This is a genomic window from Streptococcus cristatus, from assembly GCF_019685515.1.
Lineage (GTDB): Bacteria > Bacillota > Bacilli > Lactobacillales > Streptococcaceae > Streptococcus.
In genome coordinates, this window is record NZ_JABFFN010000001.1 from 284990 (window position 1) to 303332 (window position 18343).

At 39.2% G+C, this 18343-nt stretch carries 17 protein-coding genes; 13 read left to right on the forward strand and 4 right to left on the reverse strand.

Annotated features, from left to right (window positions below):
• Nucleotides 1–14: 14 nt before the first annotated feature.
• Together FOA33_RS09335 and FOA33_RS01430 are read right to left on the reverse strand one after the other, a co-directional pair.
• On the reverse strand, nucleotides 15–410 hold the full coding sequence (locus FOA33_RS09335; RefSeq protein ID WP_254736375.1) for a helix-turn-helix domain-containing protein: 396 nt from the start codon (nucleotides 408–410) through the stop codon (nucleotides 15–17).
• A 181-nt stretch (nucleotides 411–591) separates the two neighbouring features.
• Nucleotides 592–1962 (reverse strand): aminotransferase-like domain-containing protein, encoded by a 1371-nt coding sequence (locus FOA33_RS01430; protein WP_221160398.1) that lies wholly within the window; start codon nucleotides 1960–1962, stop codon nucleotides 592–594.
• 128 nt (nucleotides 1963–2090) lie between these two features.
• On the opposite strand from FOA33_RS01430, the gene FOA33_RS01435 reads away from it, so the two are divergent.
• From FOA33_RS01435 to FOA33_RS01465, 7 genes are all read left to right on the forward strand, one after another.
• Entirely contained in the window at nucleotides 2091–3419 is a 1329-nt protein-coding gene (locus FOA33_RS01435; RefSeq protein ID WP_221160399.1) for an MATE family efflux transporter, read from the forward strand.
• Nucleotides 3420–3575: 156 nt separating this feature from the next.
• Entirely contained in the window at nucleotides 3576–4172 is a 597-nt protein-coding gene (locus FOA33_RS01440) for a TetR/AcrR family transcriptional regulator (RefSeq protein ID WP_061407325.1), read from the forward strand.
• Nucleotides 4169–4735, forward strand: a complete 567-nt coding sequence (locus tag FOA33_RS01445) for an NAD(P)H-dependent oxidoreductase (protein ID WP_221160400.1) — start codon at nucleotides 4169–4171, stop codon at nucleotides 4733–4735. The genes FOA33_RS01440 and FOA33_RS01445 overlap by 4 nt, the downstream gene beginning before the upstream one ends.
• Nucleotides 4736–4820: 85 nt before the next feature.
• Complete coding sequence (locus FOA33_RS01450) at nucleotides 4821–7163, forward strand: ABC transporter ATP-binding protein/permease (protein ID WP_221160401.1); 2343 nt, start codon at nucleotides 4821–4823, stop codon at nucleotides 7161–7163.
• A 741-nt stretch (nucleotides 7164–7904) separates the two neighbouring features.
• On the forward strand, nucleotides 7905–8093 hold the full coding sequence (locus FOA33_RS09170; RefSeq protein ID WP_231082677.1) for an NAD(P)H-dependent oxidoreductase: 189 nt from the start codon (nucleotides 7905–7907) through the stop codon (nucleotides 8091–8093).
• Between the two features lie 126 nt (nucleotides 8094–8219).
• A complete protein-coding gene (locus tag FOA33_RS01460) occupies nucleotides 8220–8627 on the forward strand; it encodes a hypothetical protein (RefSeq protein WP_061407315.1) in 408 nt (135 codons plus the stop codon).
• A gap of 461 nt (nucleotides 8628–9088) precedes the next feature.
• Nucleotides 9089–9778, forward strand: a complete 690-nt coding sequence (locus FOA33_RS01465; RefSeq protein ID WP_007520719.1) for an aspartate/glutamate racemase family protein — start codon at nucleotides 9089–9091, stop codon at nucleotides 9776–9778.
• Between the two features lie 174 nt (nucleotides 9779–9952).
• Here FOA33_RS01465 and FOA33_RS01470 read toward each other — a convergent pair whose 3' ends face one another.
• Nucleotides 9953–10507, reverse strand: a complete 555-nt coding sequence (locus FOA33_RS01470) for a GNAT family N-acetyltransferase (protein WP_000060287.1) — start codon at nucleotides 10505–10507, stop codon at nucleotides 9953–9955.
• A 109-nt stretch (nucleotides 10508–10616) separates the two neighbouring features.
• Between FOA33_RS01470 and FOA33_RS01475 the strand changes: the two genes are divergently transcribed.
• Together FOA33_RS01475 and FOA33_RS01480 are read left to right on the forward strand one after the other, a co-directional pair.
• The gene (locus FOA33_RS01475; RefSeq protein ID WP_221160402.1) at nucleotides 10617–11987 is read left to right on the forward strand and encodes an MATE family efflux transporter; all 1371 of its coding nucleotides are present in this window, start codon (nucleotides 10617–10619) and stop codon (nucleotides 11985–11987) included.
• 96 nt (nucleotides 11988–12083) lie between these two features.
• Entirely contained in the window at nucleotides 12084–12800 is a 717-nt protein-coding gene (locus FOA33_RS01480) for a YebC/PmpR family DNA-binding transcriptional regulator (RefSeq protein ID WP_000532899.1), read from the forward strand.
• Nucleotides 12801–12847: 47 nt separating this feature from the next.
• On the opposite strand, the gene FOA33_RS01485 is transcribed toward FOA33_RS01480, so the two are convergent.
• Nucleotides 12848–13516 carry a DUF308 domain-containing protein gene (locus tag FOA33_RS01485; RefSeq protein ID WP_221160403.1) on the reverse strand — a complete coding sequence of 223 codons (669 nt, stop codon included), beginning with the start codon at nucleotides 13514–13516 and terminating at the stop codon, nucleotides 12848–12850.
• A gap of 214 nt (nucleotides 13517–13730) precedes the next feature.
• Between FOA33_RS01485 and FOA33_RS01490 the strand changes: the two genes are divergently transcribed.
• The 4 genes from FOA33_RS01490 to FOA33_RS01505 all read left to right on the forward strand — a co-directional run bounded on the left by FOA33_RS01490 (nucleotide 13731) and on the right by FOA33_RS01505 (nucleotide 18295).
• Complete coding sequence (locus FOA33_RS01490; protein ID WP_007520703.1) at nucleotides 13731–14192, forward strand: MarR family winged helix-turn-helix transcriptional regulator; 462 nt, start codon at nucleotides 13731–13733, stop codon at nucleotides 14190–14192.
• Nucleotides 14176–15945: an ABC transporter ATP-binding protein gene (locus FOA33_RS01495; RefSeq protein ID WP_096421641.1), complete on the forward strand. Its 1770-nt coding sequence runs from the start codon at nucleotides 14176–14178 to the stop codon at nucleotides 15943–15945. Before FOA33_RS01490 ends, FOA33_RS01495 begins: the two co-directional genes overlap by 17 nt.
• Nucleotides 15935–17695 (forward strand): ABC transporter ATP-binding protein, encoded by a 1761-nt coding sequence (locus FOA33_RS01500; protein ID WP_007520699.1) that lies wholly within the window; start codon nucleotides 15935–15937, stop codon nucleotides 17693–17695. The genes FOA33_RS01495 and FOA33_RS01500 overlap by 11 nt, the downstream gene beginning before the upstream one ends.
• 96 nt (nucleotides 17696–17791) lie before the next feature.
• On the forward strand, nucleotides 17792–18295 hold the full coding sequence (locus tag FOA33_RS01505) for a phosphatase PAP2 family protein (RefSeq protein WP_221160404.1): 504 nt from the start codon (nucleotides 17792–17794) through the stop codon (nucleotides 18293–18295).
• Nucleotides 18296–18343 lie beyond the last annotated feature (48 nt).

The following is an 18343-nucleotide window of genomic DNA, read 5'->3' on the forward strand; positions in this document are numbered from 1 at the left end:
TCTGACCTCCAATATTAATGATTGTATTTTTGAAAATGAGAATAGATGAAAAAGATTAAGAAGCAGAGAAAAAGGAAACTAAAAAATAGGATATTTGTCAGACTAACGAGCGAGCAGCATAGGAATACACCAACTAAGCCAAGCATTTGCCCGATTTCCACCTTACTAACCGAATGAGATGTCGATTTTAGCAAAACTGTCCGACCGCATAATTCATCTAGAGAAATATGATAAATATCTGCTAACTGTATTAGACTGATGCCATCTGGAATCGTTTTGTCATTTTCCCAGTTAGAAACTGTTTGCCGGGAGACACCAAGCAAATTAGCTACTTGAATCTGACTGTAGCCAAATACTTCTCTGCTTCTTCTTAACTGCTTTCCAAGCATTTCTCTTTTCATCATCATCATATCGTTTTTCTCCTTTTTGGTCTAGGTTAAATTCTTTGACATTTAGGGGGGAGCTAAGTCAAAATTCTTTGACAGGCCCTATTGTACAACTTTTAACCGATTAATCCGTTTTATGTTATTTTTTCTCAATTTTCTCTTAAGAGTAAAAGAATATCATTTTTAATATAATTCGTACTTCTTATCATCTTAATAAATTCGTAAGGATATTTAGTCCTCTTTCTAATTCTTCCATATTTTCTGGCGAACAGATGGATACTCGTAAGGCTGACTGCTCTATGATACCGCCGACAAAAAACCGTTCTGCACAAAGAATTTCTACACCATGCTGCCAGGCAAGAGTTTCAACTTCATATCCTTTCCATTTCTTTGGTAATGGCAGCCATTGAAATAAAGCAAAAGGATTCTCAGAAGTAACTTCAGGGAAGAACTGACGGTAAAGACGATTGCGTTCTTCTGACAATCGGTTTTTTTGCTGGATAATTTCTTGGGCTTGTCCACTTGAAATGAGTTCACTGGTAATTTCAGCATTTAACAAAGAGATATGAGTATTGATATTGTTAGCTGTAAGTGAAATCTTTTTGATAAATCGGTCAGGCACGACCATATAGGCGATCCGCAAGCCAGGAAACAACGCTTTTGAAAGCCCATGTATATAAAAGGTACAGTCAGGAATCAGGCTGGCTAATGGAGGCAGCTGTTGCTTATTGATAAAGGCATAGGTATCATCTTCAATTAACAAAAGCTGATGTTTTATGATGATATCAGCTAAAGTTTTTCGGCGCTGTGCGGTTAAGGTAGCACCAGTTGGATTATTGTTTGTCGGCACTAGATAAATTCCCTTAATCTGATGCTGTTGGCACTTTTTCTCCAAATCTTCAGGAAGAATGCCTTTAGTATCAGATATGATGGGAATCAATTCAATCCGAAACTGACGGGCTAGGGAGATGAAATTGGTATAGGTAAAGGTATCTGTGGCAATCTTATCACCAGCCTGAAATACCGTTAAAAAAAGCAAAACAAGTGCGTTTTGAGTGCCGGAGGTTAGAAAGATATTCTCTTGAGAAGTACTGAGAGAAAAATTTTTCAGCCAATACTGGGCAATTCTTGTGTGCCAGTCGGTATCATTAACCGTATCAAAGCGAAAGAGTCTATCAATAGAAGGGCTCTGCAGCAATCGCCTAACGGTATCTGATGCAATAGTGTTCAGTTGATAGTAAGGTCTCAGATTACCGAGTGGAATTAGTGACTGATTCTTTTCAAGCGCCCCTAAAGGAGTTGCTTTATTTGGCGACACAAACGTTCCCTTACCAATAACAGCATAAATGATTCCTTTTTGTTCGCATAGTTTAAAAGCTCGTGTAATAGTGCTGAGATTAATATCTAAAAAGTCTGCTAACTCACGCTGTGGCGGCAATTTGGTTTCAGATGCCAGCCGGCCGCTGACAATATCTTGCTCTAGCAACTCTGCCAGTGTAAGGTACAGAGGGGCTTTTAACAGTTTCTTATTAGGTTTCCACGTCATGGGATAATGTTCAAATGAATTAACAGACATATTCTCTCCTTATAAAATTATCTTGCCGACAATTTTTTGGATAATAAGAGCCAATTTTTTATTTATAATGATATTGTACGAATTGTATGGTTTTAATCTTATTATAGCAGATTAAAAGGAGAAAATAAATGACGGACTTAACTAAAGGAAATGAATTAAAAACTATACTCTATTTTTCTGTTCCCATCCTCTTAGGAAATTTATTTGAGCAATTATATAATGTGACAGACACTGCCATTGTCGGAAATCTTGTGGGGACAAAAGGATTGGCAGCTGTTGGTGCTAGTGCTCAAGTAGTAGCCTTAACAGTTGCCCTTTCAACAGGAATCTCCATTGGAGCCAGTGTACTTATCTCCCAGCTTTATGGAGCAAAACGTTTCCAAAAGATGAAAGATATTCTTGATACGAACTTGATTTTCACGAGTATTCTAGCTTTTATTTTAACAATTTTGGGGATTTTCTATTCGAGCATATTTCTAAAACAATTAAATGTACCTCAATCTTTATTAGCTGATGCGGATGTTTATTTAAAAATTATCTTTTTAGGCTTAGTGCCGCTTTTTGCATACAATACTTTAGCGAATTGTTTGAGAGGGATTGGAGATTCTAAGACACCAACTTATATTTTAATTAGTTCGGTTTGTCTGAATGCATTTTTAGATGTAGTTTTTATTGCTGGCTTTCATTGTGGTGTTGCTGGTGCCGCCGGTGCTACTGTCATCGCTCAGTACTTTTCTTTCTTTGTCTGTTTATTGTACATGAAGCAAAAATATCCAGACTTATTTCCTCATTTATCCGATTTAAAATGGAGCAGCAAAGAATTGCGTTCATCGTTATCTATTGGGCTTCCTGCTATGCTGCAGCAGGTTTTCATTAGTTTTGGCTTTCTGGTGATTCAGTTTCTTGTCAACAGTTTTGGAACAAGCGCTATTGCAGCCTATACAGCAGCGTCTAAGGTTGACTCTTTTGCAGAAATGCCTGCTGTTAATCTCGGACAGGCATTGATGAATTTTACAGCTCAAAATGAAGGGGCTGAGAAAAGAGAGCGCATTAGCAAGGGTGGTAGAAGTACCTTATTATTTTCAATCAGTTTATCAATCTGCATTTCTGTTATGATTTTTGTTTTTGCTCCAGCATTCATTTCCATTTTTAATCATGATGCAGCCGTCATTCAAATCGGTCAACAGTATTTGCGTATTGTATCAAGCTTTTATCTGATTTTCGGAGCGATGCAGGTGTTAAATGGCTTATTATTAGGTTATGGAAAATCTCTTCTTCCTTTGATTGCTTCTATCACAACTTTCTGTATTCTTCAAGTGCCTTTAGCCGTCTTGCTATCCCGTACTTCCCTAGGATTTAATGGCATTTGGATGGCCGCCCCTTTTGGCTGGACGGCAGGCTTTCTGATGCGACTGTTTTATTATAGATATATTTTAAGAAGAGCAAACTCTCTGTAGAATGAATAAGCATAAACTATGCTGGCTTTTCTATCTCTAATCCCTTTTTATTCTTTTTACAATGAAAAGGGATTTTATTATACTCTTAGAATTGACAAAACAATGTAGACAGTGTATACTAAAAATGTAGACGATGTATACTTTTGGAGGAGAGATATGAAACGCAACACAGCAGAATTGAAAGAAAGACTTATTCAGACAGGAGTGGAAGAGATCAAAAAACATGGCATTGATCAACTTTCGCTGAGAACTATTGCTAAATCTTGTGGTGTGACCCACGGAACTCCTTATCGCCATTTTGAAAGCAAAGAAAATTATTTAAAAGTGGTTTTAAAACGCCTCTCTACTTTTCTCAATCAAGAAATGCAACAGGAAATTGATTTGGAAGCTTCTGCTCGTCATCAATTGGCTAAAATGGGATTTAACTTCATCACCTTTGCCAAACAGTATCCATATTTCTTTGAAGCTCTCTTTGTTAAATTTCCTTTCAAATATATGAAGGTCACACAGGATACTATTTCGCTGGATTCAGATTTACCAGGTTTTGAAGAATTTAAGCGTATTGTTTTGAAGCTCCGTAAAGAGGAACAGTTCACCAATAGTGAAGCTGAAACATTGTTTCACTTTTGGAGTTTCATTTCAGGTCTTGCCGTTCTGGCGAACAGTCCCATTGGTTATGATTTTGATAACAAAGCGATTCAAACTACTATTGAGCATATGCTTGATATTTATATCAAAGGAGAACGATCATGAATATTTTAATCATCTATACTCACCCAACCCATCAAAGTTTTAACGGAGCGATTCTCAAGCAGGTTCAAGCTAACATTTCGAGCAAACATTCTGTTAAAACCTTAGATTTATACAATGAGCAATTTGACCCGATATTACGATTTGATGAAAGTCATAAACGGCGTGACTTAGACAAAGTTGTTGAAATGGAGGAATACCGTGATTTGGTTACTTGGGCAGATCATCTAATCTTTATTTTCCCTCTTTGGTGGAGTGGCATGCCTGCCATACTTAAAGGGTTCATTGATCGTGTCTTTGTAGCTGGTTTTGCTTATTCTTATAAAAAAGTCGGTCTTGAAGGACATTTACAAGGAAAATCTGCTTGGATTATCACGACTCATAACACACCTTCTTTTGTAACACCTTTTGCTCAGGACTATGGTAAAGTCCTGAAAAATCAAATTTTAAAAACTTGTGCTGTTTCACCGGTTAAATTGACTCAATTAGCAGGTGTCGAAAAGATTTCCGATGATAAACGCCAACAATTTTTGGAAGACATAGCTCAGATCGCCAGCTGCATTTGATAAATGTCAATAAAATTATAAAAACAGACTTTTCTTGGAATTTTGACTGTATGTCAGGTAGAGAGCAAGAAGAGAGGAGATGCTGATGTTAGAATTAAAGCATATTACAAAGATTTACAATAGTGGTGAGGAAGAAAACCGAGTACTGAATGATGTATCCATCCGTTTTGGTGAACATGAATTTGTCTCTATCCTAGGCGCTAGTGGCAGCGGCAAAACAACTCTCCTCAATATTATTGGTGGTTTAGATAGTTATGATGAAGGAGATATGATTGTAGATGGCACTTCTACGAAATCTTTCAAAGATAAAGATTGGGATAGTTATCGTAATGGGACCATTGGTTTCATCTTTCAAAATTACCAGCTCATCAGCCATTTGTCAGTATTAGAAAATGTTAAAATAGCTCTATCTATCTCAGGTTTATCCAATAAAGAAAGTCAGGAAAGAGCTGTTGTAGCTCTGAAAGATGTTGGACTGGAGCAGCATATTCACAAGAAACCTAATCAATTATCTGGTGGTCAGATGCAGCGAGTGGCTATTGCTCGGGCCTTGGTAACCAATCCTAAAATTATTTTAGCTGATGAACCTACTGGCGCACTAGACGGTAGCACTAGTATACAAATTATGGAATTGATTAAGAAAATCAGTCAGGGTAAGTTGGTTATCATGGTGACTCATAATCCTGAGTTGGCAGAAAAATGTAGTAGTCGAATTGTCCGATTATCAGATGGAAAGATTATCGAAGATACAGCCCCAAATCCTCAAATTGATTCCAATAAGGGTTACAAGCTGGGCAAAACTTCTATGTCTTTTGCTCGGGCAATTAGCTCTAGTTTTAAAAATTTGCTGACTAAGAAAGTTCGGAGTATCTTAACGATTTTTGCAGCAAGTATTGGAATTATAGGTATTACTTCTGTTTTAGCGATTTCATCTGGGATGAATGGCTATATTAAAAGTATGCAGGAAGACACCCTTTCCACTATGCCCATAACTATATCAGCAGCAGACTCAGGAGGAATTCGAACCTTATCCGATCGATTAGCAGAAAAAACTGAAAACCCAATCAAAGAAATCAAGGTAGCTGAGCAAGGGAAAACACATCAGAATCGTTACACTGAAGATGCTCTAGGGGGAAAAGACGGCGATTTCATCTCATATATGAAAAAGCATGCTAAATCTTACTACAAAAGTCTAAATTTCAATACTGGTTATACTCTTAAGGCTTTTGTCAAGGATACAGATGGTCAGATCCATCAGATTCAAGATAATGTGGTACGAACTTTAATGGCAACTACTACCAACTTTGCAGTTCTTCCAACAGATGAAACCACCATTACGGATAAGTACCGATTAGTTGCTAGCGAAGATAAGATATTTAAGTATCCAACTGGTAATCAAGCTATTCTATTTTTAGATTCAGATGGTAGTTTAAGCGAACAACAACTTGCTATGTTAGGTTATAAGGGAAAAAATAAAGTAAAGGTAGAGGAACTTCTTGGTAAAGAAATCCATGTTCTTACAAATGACCAATATTTCCGACAAATTGGAGAGCGCTTTATTCCTAATGAAGTGACAGACAGCCTTTATCAAGAAGGGCAAACTCTGAGAATAACAGAAATCATGCAGCTAAAGGATGCCACCACAACCCCATTTAATGGAACGATTGGCTATAGTCAAACTTTTCTCAATCAATTATTGGAGGTAGAAAAAAGTTCAGCTATTGTTCAAGCACAGGAAAAAAGCCAGACCCGTAGTGTCTTGGACATCAGTGGCGAGGTTCTGTCAGAAGAAAGCTACCAAACAATGATGCAACAACTAGGAGGTGATAACACACCAACAAGTTTAAGTTTTTATGCCAAGTCTTTTGAAGATCGAAAGAAGATCCTGCAAACTATACACACATTTAATGAAGATGTAGCCAAAAAATATGGCAAAAACAGCAATGATTATGAACGCTATTCTGTCTCCTATACGGATATGGCAAAAACAGTATCAGAGGCTTTTACTGATATTATTGGTTCTGTAACCTTTATTCTAACTGCCTTTTCAGGCATCTCACTGTTAGTTTCTTCCATTATGATTGGAATTTTAATCTATGTTTCTGTTGTAGAGAGAACGAAAGAAATCGGAATTTTGCGAGCTCTGGGAAGTCGTAAGAAAGATATTTCGCGCATTTTTAATGCTGAAGCAGGGCTGTTAGGTTTGAGCTCTGGGGTATTAGGTATCGGAATCGCAACACTTCTGACTATTCCCATTAACCAATTGGTAGCTGATTCGTTGAATATCAAAGGTTTCACAGCTAACCTCTCTCCTGAGAATGCAGCTGTATTAGTGGCTCTTAGCATTATTTTGACATTCTTTGCCGGCTATATTCCTTCCAAGATTGCCGCTCGCAAGAATCCTGTTGAAGCTCTTCGAACCGAATAGAGCAATGCATGAATCGGGAAATTCTATTCCTTTGGGTAATCTGAGATAGAGTCCTAAGGAGTATCTAAAAATAGTTTCATAATTTCTGTAGTAAGTAAAATTATCTTACTTCACTAATTTCTCAGACCATTCGTAAAAACCAATAAAAAACCGATAAGTATTTGAAATAGGGAATAGAGAATATTGGTTAAAATGATAGAAATTGTCTTGCCGCACTAACAGATTTGCTATTTTCATTTCCTCAAATCAACTAGCTGTTAAAGTAGGATAATTATAACTGCTAATGACTCTGATGGTGAAGTAATTGACAAATGAAATCACAACACCGGATAAAGATTGATGATTTCTTAATTCAAAAAAATAGGAAGAAAAACTAAATCATAGAGCTCAGAAATGTCTAAATTGAATAATATCTTATGAAGTATCTATGAGGAATTTGTGCACCTAGTTTGATAATTCAGTACCTAATAAATAGGGAGAAAAATATAGATGAAAACATTAATCATAGTGACACACTCAGATATGGAACATTCAACCATTAATAAACGTTGGATTGAGGAATTGGGGAAATATCTAGAAGAATATACAATTTCATGAATTATATAAAGAATGCCCAGAAGGTACTATAAATAAAAAAAGAGAATAGTAATTAGTTGAATCTCATCAAAACTTAGTTTTTCAATTTTCTATATTTAATTTTTCTAGTCCGTCATTGCTAAAAAGTGGATAGATAATGTATTAATTTATGGTTGGTCTTATGGTAAAAATGGAGGAGATAAATTACAGAGGAGAAAAATAGCATTAGCAGTATCTGCTGGGATTCAGGAAAAGGATTATCAACCTGATGGGAAATATTATTATACTCTTGAGCAGGGATTAGTTCCTTTTAAGATTTTATTTAAATTTTTATTGTCGCTGAAATTATCGTGATCTCTTTGCTTTTTATGGTTCAGAGAGGACACCCGGTTTCAACAAAGTAAGAAATTGAGAGAAGCGCATCTGCCTATATTCAATTTTTAAAACATATATAATATTGGTCGTTAGGAGGTATTTATTATGGCTGTTTTGCAACTTCATAGAAAATTAAGTTTTGTCAATGACAGAGGCTTGCTTTATCTGATAGTGGACGATGTCAATCAAGGCAAAGTTACTGCAATTGTAGATAAGCAAATTGAACTATCGGCAGGAAAACATTCTCTTTATATTAAAGACATTCTGGGATTTACAAGTCAGACATTACTTCTAGATATCAAAGAAAATGACAATGTCTCTGTTACAGTTGGAAACGCCCCCTCTTTCATTGTGTTAGTTGTTTTACTCCTTATCTTATTTATTCTGTTTAAGACTATGCCGTTTACAGCTGGTCTTTCTCTGGTGAATTGGGGGCTTCCAATTTTATGGATTATTTTCTTACTTTATTTAGTAGTTTTTCGCCGCCATAATCTTTATGATATTTCAAAATAAGGCAAACTTGCAGAGCAGTATGCTCAGTTCTCCTAGTTTTGTTTAAAGAATAGAATGAACAAGTTGAGAATTTGGCAATCAGATATTTTAGGTTGGGAATAATATATTGTAAGTAAGGGATTTTAGTAGTATAATGAGGACAGCCCGTTTGAATAACTACCACATTTTTTCTTACGGTATAATACAACAGGTTTTTTGTTAACTTATTCCACCTATCACTATGAATATAAACTATATAAATTAGCCAAAATTTGATGATAGAGTGATAAGCTAAAAATCTGGATTTAGTCATATAAATTAAGACTGTTATGAACTAAATTATTAGTGATCCCTTTGTGGAAGGATGTAAAGAGACGACTATCACGGAAGTGTTGTTTGCGATTGCCGTCGGAAACAGATCTCACAGTAGCATATTGTACAATTCATTGGCAATCATTAACAAGGAGGAGTTTAATTAGACGATGAAAACAATCGGTTTAATCGGGGGTATGAGTTGGGAAAGCACCACTTCTTACTACCAAATTATCAACGAAACTATCAAAAGGGAACTAGGCGGTCTGCATTCTGCTAAAATCCTGCTTTACAGTGTGGATTTTGCAGAGATTGAGCATTATCAGGCTGTTGGAGACTGGGACAAGAGTGCGCAGGTGCTGGCGGACATTGCCCAGCGCTTAGAGCAGGCGGGTGCGGACTTTATCGTCATCTGTACCAATACCATGCACAAGGTTGCGCCGCAGATTCAGAAGAAAATTGCAATTCCAATTTTGCACATTGCGCAAGCAACTGCTCAAGCCCTGGTAGATGATGGTATTCGAAAGGTTGGACTCTTGGGGACTAAGTACACCATGACCCAAGACTTTTACAAGGAGAAATTACTAGAATCTGGGCTAGAAGTGCTGATTCCAGACCAAGCAGGCATTGCGGACGTCAATCGGATTATCTATGATGAACTCTGTCTGGGAGATATCAGAGAAAGTTCAAAACAGACATATCTTACCGTTATAGACGATTTAAAAAATGCTGGTGCAGAAGCCGTTATCCTAGGCTGTACAGAGATTGGTCTTCTAGTAAAGCAATCTGATATAGCTCTTCCTCTTTATGACACAACAGTTATCCATGCAGAGAAAGCAGCGAAGATGGGGATTGAGTGAAAGAATGGTTGTATTTAGCTTAAGTTCTTAAGACTATGAGTCAATTATTGGGGGATTTACCCACTACAAATATTATAGAGCCATCATAAAAACGCATAATATCAGGTATTCATAACCTTGATATTATGCGTTTTATTGTGAGAAAGTTCATTAGACTTCTCTTCCTTGAAACAACTAATGATCACTAAAGCGTCTGTATTTGATATGAAAATCAAAATAATGCTCATCTTGTAATTTTTGGAAGATGTCGCGATAGGCTTCCTCGTCGAAATGGTCACCGCGGTAGAGAATTTCAAAACTCAAGCCATCATACTCTAGAAAAGCGTTAGCTGTTTTAAAGCCATTTTGTTGATAGAAGCTCATACGAGCTTTTCTTTGTTCCAAGTTATCGCATTCTTCATCCAATCGCTCCACTTCAAGCAACATGGTCCGCTGATAAAAATCAGTTAGTTTGTCGATAATTTCCTTCCCATACCCGTGACTTCTTAAGTGAGGCATGATGGCGAAAAAGCTAATATAGAAGGCCTTTTGGTTGGAGATGGCAAAAGCAAAGCCAACAAATTCTTCTTCGTTATAAAAAGCAAAAAAGTGGGCGTCATCTCGGTCCTGATAGCGCAAAAACTCAGAAAGAGGGACCCGTTCTTCCTCGGGGAAAGCTTCGTTATTTAGCTTTTCAACTTTATCAAGATCTGGAAACACATCGGTTATTAATTGACTGGTCAAACTCATAAATGACCTCCTTTTCTTGATTATAGCAAATTGTCTCTCTGTAAGCAATTGATTTCAGGATTCGTTAAAGAATCTTGTCGGTCCTCTGGAAAGCTGATATAATATCTTTATGAATAAAAAACGAACAGTGGACCTGATTCATGGCTCCATTCTCCCCTCGCTTTTGAGTTTTGCCCTTCCAATTCTGTTGTCCAATATCTTCCAACAACTGTATAATACAGCTGACGTCTTGATTGTAGGGCGGTTCCTTGGACAAGAATCTCTAGCAGCAGTAGGAGCAACGACGGCTATTTTTGATCTGATCATCGGCTTTGCCCTCGGAGTTGGAAATGGGATGGGAGTTGTCATCGCTCGCCTTTACGGTGCTCGTAATTTTGCTAAGATTAAAGAAGCTGTTGCAGCAACTTGGATTCTGGGTGCCATCCTGAGTGCTCTTGTCATGTTGATGGGTTTCTTCGGTCTTTATCCACTCTTGCAGTACCTAGAAACACCTGTAGAAATCCTTCCTCAATCCTACGAGTACATCTCCATGATTGTTACCTGTGTAGGGGTTAGTTTTGCTTACAATCTTTTTGCAGGCTTACTGCGCTCGATTGGTGATAGCCTTGCGGCTCTTGCTTTTCTTATCTTCTCAGCTATCGTTAATGTGATCTTGGATTTGTATTTTATTACGCAACTGTATCTGGGTGTTCAGTCTGCTGGTCTTGCGACTATTATCTCGCAAGGTCTGTCAGCTATTCTCTGTTATTTTTATATTCGTAAGAGTGTTCCAGAGCTTCTTCCAGGCTTGAAACATTTCAAATGGAATAAGTCTCTCTATGTTGATCTCTTGGAGCAGGGGCTAGCCATGGGTCTGATGGGGTCAATCGTCTCTATCGGAAGTGTCATTTTGCAATCCTCTGTCAATAGTTTTGGTGCAGTCATTATCAGTGCTCAAACAGCAGCGCGCAGAATCATGGCCTTTGCCTTGCTGCCAATGACGGCTATTTCAGCATCGATGACGACTTTTATCTCTCAAAATTTTGGGGCGAAACGTCCCGAACGTATTGTCCAAGGCCTTCGTTTAGGGAGTTATTTGAGTATGTCTTGGGCAGCCTTTGCCTGTATTTTCCTATTTTTTGCCAGTCCTAGCCTAGTTTCTTTCTTGGCGAGTTCGACAGACAGCTATTTGGTAGAAAATGGGACCTTGTACTTACGTATCAGTTCGGTATTCTATCCATTTTTAAGCCTTTTATTGATTTATAGAAATAGCTTGCAGGGACTAGGCCAAAAACTTTTGCCACTTATATCTAGCTTTATCGAGTTGTTTGGGAAAATTATTTTCGTAGCTTGGATTATTCCATGGACAGGCTATACAGGTGTTATTCTCTGTGAACCGCTACTCTGGGTTGTGATGACTGTCCAACTTTACTTCTCCCTTTCCCAACACCCTTGGATAAAAGAAGGCAAGAAAATCGTGGCAGTCGGAGGGAAATCCTAGCTTGCTTTGCAAAAGAAAATCCATCTCCTCTAGTGAAAATCAGCTAGACTTGTGTTATAATAAGAAAGATTAAAATGTGAAAAAAGGAGATTCCTAATGGGACGTAAATGGGCCAATATCGTAGCCAAGAAAACGGCTAAAGATGGAGCTAACTCTAAAGTATATGCAAAATTTGGTGTAGAAATCTATGTAGCAGCTAAAAAAGGGGAACCAGATCCAGAATCAAACACTGCTTTGAAATTCGTTATCGATCGTGCTAAACAAGCGCAAGTGCCAAAACACGTTATTGATAAGGCTATCGATAAGGCAAAAGGGAACACAGATGAAACCTTTACAGAAGGACGTTACGAAGGATTTGGACCAAATGGTTCTATGCTGATTGTGGATACCTTGACTTCAAACGTCAACCGTACAGCTGCGAACGTTCGTGCTGCTTTTGGTAAAAATGGCGGGAACATGGGAGCTTCAGGTTCGGTTTCTTACCTCTTTGACAACAAGGGTGTGATCGTATTTGCTGGTGATGATGCGGATGCTATCTTTGAATTGTTGCTTGAAGCAGATATTGATGTGGATGATGTAGAAGCGGAAGAAGGAACAATCACTGTTTACACAGCTCCAACAGACCTTCATAAGGCTATCGTTGCCCTTCGTGAGTCTGGCGTCGAAGAATTCCAAGTGACTGAATTGGAAATGATTCCTCAGTCAGAAGTAGAATTGTCAGGCGAAGACCTTGAAATTTTTGAAAAACTTTACAGCGTTCTTGAAGATGATGAGGACGTCCAAAAGATTTATACGAACGTCGATGGATTCTAATAAAAAAGCGAACAGCTAGCAAGTCTGTTCGCTTTTTATATTTGAGATTAGATTCTGGAACCAGAATCTCTTTGCTGCTGGCTTTCTCCTAGGCCTACAGCTATCTTATGAACTAGTAAGAGTTGACCATTATCCTGTTTTACAAAGGTTAGAGTAACGGTTTTGATTCTATCATCAATGCCAATATAGGTAATTTTCTTTGTGTCGTAGCCCTCAATAGTGGAATCAAACTCGGAGTCTGGCAGTCCGTGTTTTTTGATAATATCCTTGTAATTGGTACCACCTTTTCCTTTGTTATCAAGGTCACCTTCGATTAAAGCGTCGAACTGTTCTTGGGTCCAAGTGAAGGTATCGTCTTCTTCCTCCTCTTCAGGGAGTGAATCAATGGTATCATCTGTCAAGTCGCGTTCCATTGAGGAGCTAGCTTCTCTATAGGAACGGTTAAACACTCTGACAAACTCTTTGTAGACATTAGCATACAACATCTGGGTCGTAAGGAAGAGTATAATAGAAGCAATTGACAAGGATGTTCCGATAATGGCCATTGTTTTCCGTTTTTTGAGATTGGCAATAAGTCCGATAATACCTAAGATCAAAGCGACAATAGCGATGAAAAACGATAGATAGTTAATAAACGGGATCCAAGATCCTAAAAGTGCGATGGCTCCAAAAATGGTTGCTAAAATCCCTAAAACTTTTTGTTCTTCTGGTTTCATTTGAACGTTTTCTCCCTTCGTCAAGTGAATGGATTCCTATCCACGGTAGCTAGTGCTTATTATAGAGAAAATATTCTCCAATGTCAATTCAGACTAAAATAGTTCTCTAGGGAACTTTTTTCTTGACATCTCTTCTGAAAGTGATAAAATAGTTCTCATGGAAACTTAATTAGTTCTCCAGAGAACTATATTTAATAGTGAGAAAGGAGCAATCATGGACAAATCGTTGTTGATTTTTAAACGTTTTGGGTACCAGATCCACCTGATGTTGCAGAAAGAAGCCAAACGTTGCGGTATTGAATTTATGGGGGGACCGCAAGGACAGGTCCTGCAGTTTTTAGATCGTCGTGAGCATGATCAGGAATTAACGCTTATCAAGGATATTGAGACAGAACTCAATATCACCAAGTCAGTTGCAAGCAACTTGGTCAAGCGTATGGTACAAAATGATTTAGTCGAGTTAGAGGCCAGTCCAAGTGATAAACGAGCAAAACTTGTTCGTTTGACCGATAAATCACGATCTCAGATGCAAGAAGTTAAGGCGCTTTTTGATCGGATTGCCAGTGGCCTACTGGAAGGAATTTCAAAGGAAAAGCTAGCCGTTTTTGAAGAAGTTCTCGGACAACTACAAGCTAATGTAGAAAGAATAGGAGGAGAGAATGAAGAAACTTGCTAAACGTATTACAGGAAAAGAGTGGGGGATGATCCTACTCACTGTTCTTTTCACTTGTTTCTCGGTCTATCTCGAGTTAGAGGTACCGACCTACATTTCAGAAATAACAGAATTGATTGGAACACCGGGTACGGAGTTAGGACAACTATGGTCTCCTGCTGCCAAGATGATGGGCTTATCTCTCCTAGCCTTTCTGTCTTCTGTAACAGTTGGATTTTTTGCTTCTCGTGTTGCAGCGTCTTACACGACTCACTTGCGAAGAGATATTTTTAATCGTGTTCTAGATTTTTCGCAAACGGAAATCAAACGTTTTTCAATCCCCAGTCTTTTGACTCGAACGACCAATGATATTACGCAGGTTCAGATGCTCTTTACTATGGGCTTACAGGTAGTGACTCGTGGGCCTATCATGGCCATCTGGGCCATTGGAAAAATCCTTGGGAAGTCGGAATACTGGCTCTGGGCAGTAGTGGTGGCCGTCATTGTCAATGTCTTGATGACCACTGTTCTCATTACTCTAGCCTTTCCAAAACAATCTGTCATTCAAAAATTGACAGATAAACTCAATAGCATCACTCGCGAAAGTTTGACTGGGATTCGGGTTGTTCGTGCTTATAATGCCGAGGATTACCAAGATAAGAAATTTGAAGAAGCCAATGATGAGGTGACTCGTCTCAATCTCTTTGTCAATCGATTGATGGCGATTATGAACCCTATTATGATGGCGATTTCCAGCGGTTTGACCTTAGCCATTTACTGGATTGGTGCCTATATCATCAACGATGCAAGTTTGGCAGAACGTCTGCCACTCTTTAGTGATATGGTGGTCTTCATGTCCTATGCTATGCAGGTCGTGATGGGCTTCCTTCTCATGGGAGCACTCTTTATCGTTCTTCCTCGTACCTTGGTTTCTGCAGGACGTATCAATCAAGTATTGGATTTGCATTCTTCTATTGAAAATCCTAGTCATGCACAGACAGCGGACCCTTCAGTTCAAGGACAAGTGGAATTTCGTGATGTGACTTTCCGCTACTCTAAAAACTCTGAAGCAGTCGTGGAACATGTCACTTTCAAAGCAGAAGCGGGTCAAACTGTGGCCTTTATCGGTTCAACTGGTTCTGGTAAATCTACTCTGGTCAACCTACTACCTCGTTTTTACGATGTATCCGCGGGAGAAATTCTAGTAGATGGTGTTAATGTGCAAGATTACGACTTGGTAGACTTGCGCAATAAGGTTGGCTATATTCCGCAGAAAGCAGTCCTCTTCTCAGGAGATGTTAAGGACAATCTAGATTTTGGTAAGAGCAAAGAAACTCCTCTAGGCGAAGCTGCTATGTGGCAAGCTCTGGAATTAGCCCAGTCTAAAAACTTTATCGAGGATAAGGAAGCAGGTCTGGCCTCTGAAGTAGCCCAAGGCGGAACCAACTTCTCAGGAGGTCAAAGACAGCGTTTGGCCATTGCGCGTGCCTTGGCTCGTAAGCCAGAGATTCTTATCTTTGATGACTCTTTCTCAGCCTTGGACTACAAGACAGACCGGATCTTGCGCCAAGAGCTAGCAGAGAAAACAAAATCTATGACCAAGCTCATCGTAGCACAGCGGATTTCTACCATCATGGATGCCGACCTGATCTTAGTATTGGATCAAGGTAAAGTCGTGGGGCAAGGCACCCACAAGGAACTTCTAGCTACCAATGAAGTCTACCAAGAAATTGCCTACTCACAACTATCGAAGGAGGAATTGGAACATGGAAAATAAGAAAATGTCTTTTTGGAAACACTCTAAACCTTTTCTAGCAGGTCTCCAACTTCCCCTACTAGTAGCGGTTGTAGCAGCTGTATGTTCAAGCATCATCACGGTTTATGGACCGACTAAGATAAAAGAAATCACCAACTTAATCTCAGATGGTTTGATGACGGGAATTGACCTAGAGGCTGTTTCAAGTATTGCTAGCTTTTTAGTGATTCTCTATGTACTTGGTGCTATCCTTAACTATACACAGGCCTATATCTTTTCAACAAGTATCCAACATTTTTCAAAACGCTTGCGGACGGCAATTGCTGAAAAAATCAATCGTTTGCCCCTTGGCTATTTTGATCGTCATTCTCAAGGAGATACCCTTTCGCGCGTGACCAATGACGTTGATACGGCCGCTCAATCTCTCAATCAAAGTTTGGGAACAGTACTCTCAGCTAGCTTCTTGTTGATTGCTGTTTTGGTGACCATGTTTAGCATGAACTGGATTTTAGCTCTGGTAACGGTTGTTTCTACGCTTGTTGGTTTTGCGGCAGTTTCCGTAATTATGGCTAAGTCACAAGGGTACTTTAGAGCTCAGCAAAACAACTTGGCGGCTGTCAATGGTTATGTAGAAGAAATGTATTCGGGACACAATGTTGTAACGAGCTACAACGCAGTAGACACCTCTAAAGCGAAATTTGCAGGTTTGAATCAGAACTTGCACGACAGCATCTGGAAATCTCAGTTTATCTCTGGTATCATGATGCCAGCCATGTTCTTTGTTGGGAATTTTAGCTATGTTTTGGTCATCATCGTTGGGGCCGCGCTTGCTCTAAAAGGGCATATCACTATCGGGGTTATTGTAGCCTTTATGGTCTATGTTCGTACCTTCTCACAACCCTTATCACAAATTGCTCAAGGGATTACCAGCTTGCAACAAGCCAGTGCAGCCATGGGACGTGTCTTTGAATTTCTAGGTGAAGCTGAGATGCAGGATGAATCCCATAAGGAAAGACAATTGACTGGCATGAGGGGAGAAGTGGTCTTTGATCGCGTATCCTTTGGCTATACACCAGAACGCACCATCATCCATGACTTTTCTGCGACAGCTCATGCAGGCCAAAAGGTCGCTATCGTTGGGCCAACTGGAGCTGGTAAGACAACCATTGTCAATCTTTTGATGAAGTTCTATGAGGTTGATAAGGGAAGTATCCGTATCGATGGCGTGGATACTAAGGACATGAAGCGTTCGGAAGTGCATGATGCCTTTTCAATGGTCTTGCAAGATACTTGGCTCTTTGAAGGAACCATTCGGGAAAATCTCATCTACAATCAAACGGGCATCAGCGATGAGCGGATGATGGAAGCTAGCAAGGCTGTAGGAATCCATCACTTTATCATGACTTTGCCAGATGGCTACGATACTCTTTTGGATGACACAGTGACCTTGTCTGTCGGACAAAAACAACTCTTAACCATTGCTCGTGCCCTTCTTAAGGATGCACCACTCTTGATTTTGGATGAAGCAACATCCTCAGTCGACACACGTACAGAGGAATTGATCCAAAAAGCCATGGACCGTTTGATGGAAGGCAGAACTTCCTTTGTCATCGCCCACCGCTTGTCAACTATTCGTAATGCAGATTTGATTCTTGTCATGAAAGATGGCAATATCATCGAACAAGGCAATCACGAGGAGCTGATGGCCCAAGGTGGCTTCTATGCGGATCTCTACAATAGCCAATTTACAGAAGATGATGCAGAAGAATAAACCAAAAGAAGGCTTGACGGCCTTCTTTTTCTGCACTATACTAGAAGACAAACGCCTCACTTCTAGGCCAAAATAAAGTGTTAATGAGAAGAATACATGAAAAATTATCAAGAATGGTATAGAAACGTTAGCTCCAAACTAACTAGCCATCCAACCCTTTTATTTCTATTGCTTAGTTTTAATCGTTTGATGACAGTAGCTATGCCTCTGGTCTATCTAACCTTGCTAGTCACCACTTACCTGCAGCTAGGATTTGGTCAGCAAGTTGGGGTCTATTTGCTTGTTCCTGCTACAGGCTTTGTCATTTTGTCCCTCTTTCGTAAGAAAATCAATCACCCACGCCCCTACGAAACTTGGGACATTGCCCCCTTACTTGACAAGGATAGTTTGGGACAGTCTATGCCCAGTCGCCATGTTTTTTCGGCAACCATCATCTCCATGGCCAGTCTGCATGCTAGTCTACCTGTTGGTTTAGTATGTTTGCTCTTTTCAGCTTTGCTGGGCTTGGTGAGGGTTTTAGGGGGTGTTCATTATCCCAAGGATGTCATCGCTGGCTATGCTTGTGGTCTGGTGTGGGGATTCCTTTTCTTCCTATTCTGACATGTAAGTTAAGCTAGTCTTACAACCACTTACTGCTTCAAATTGACC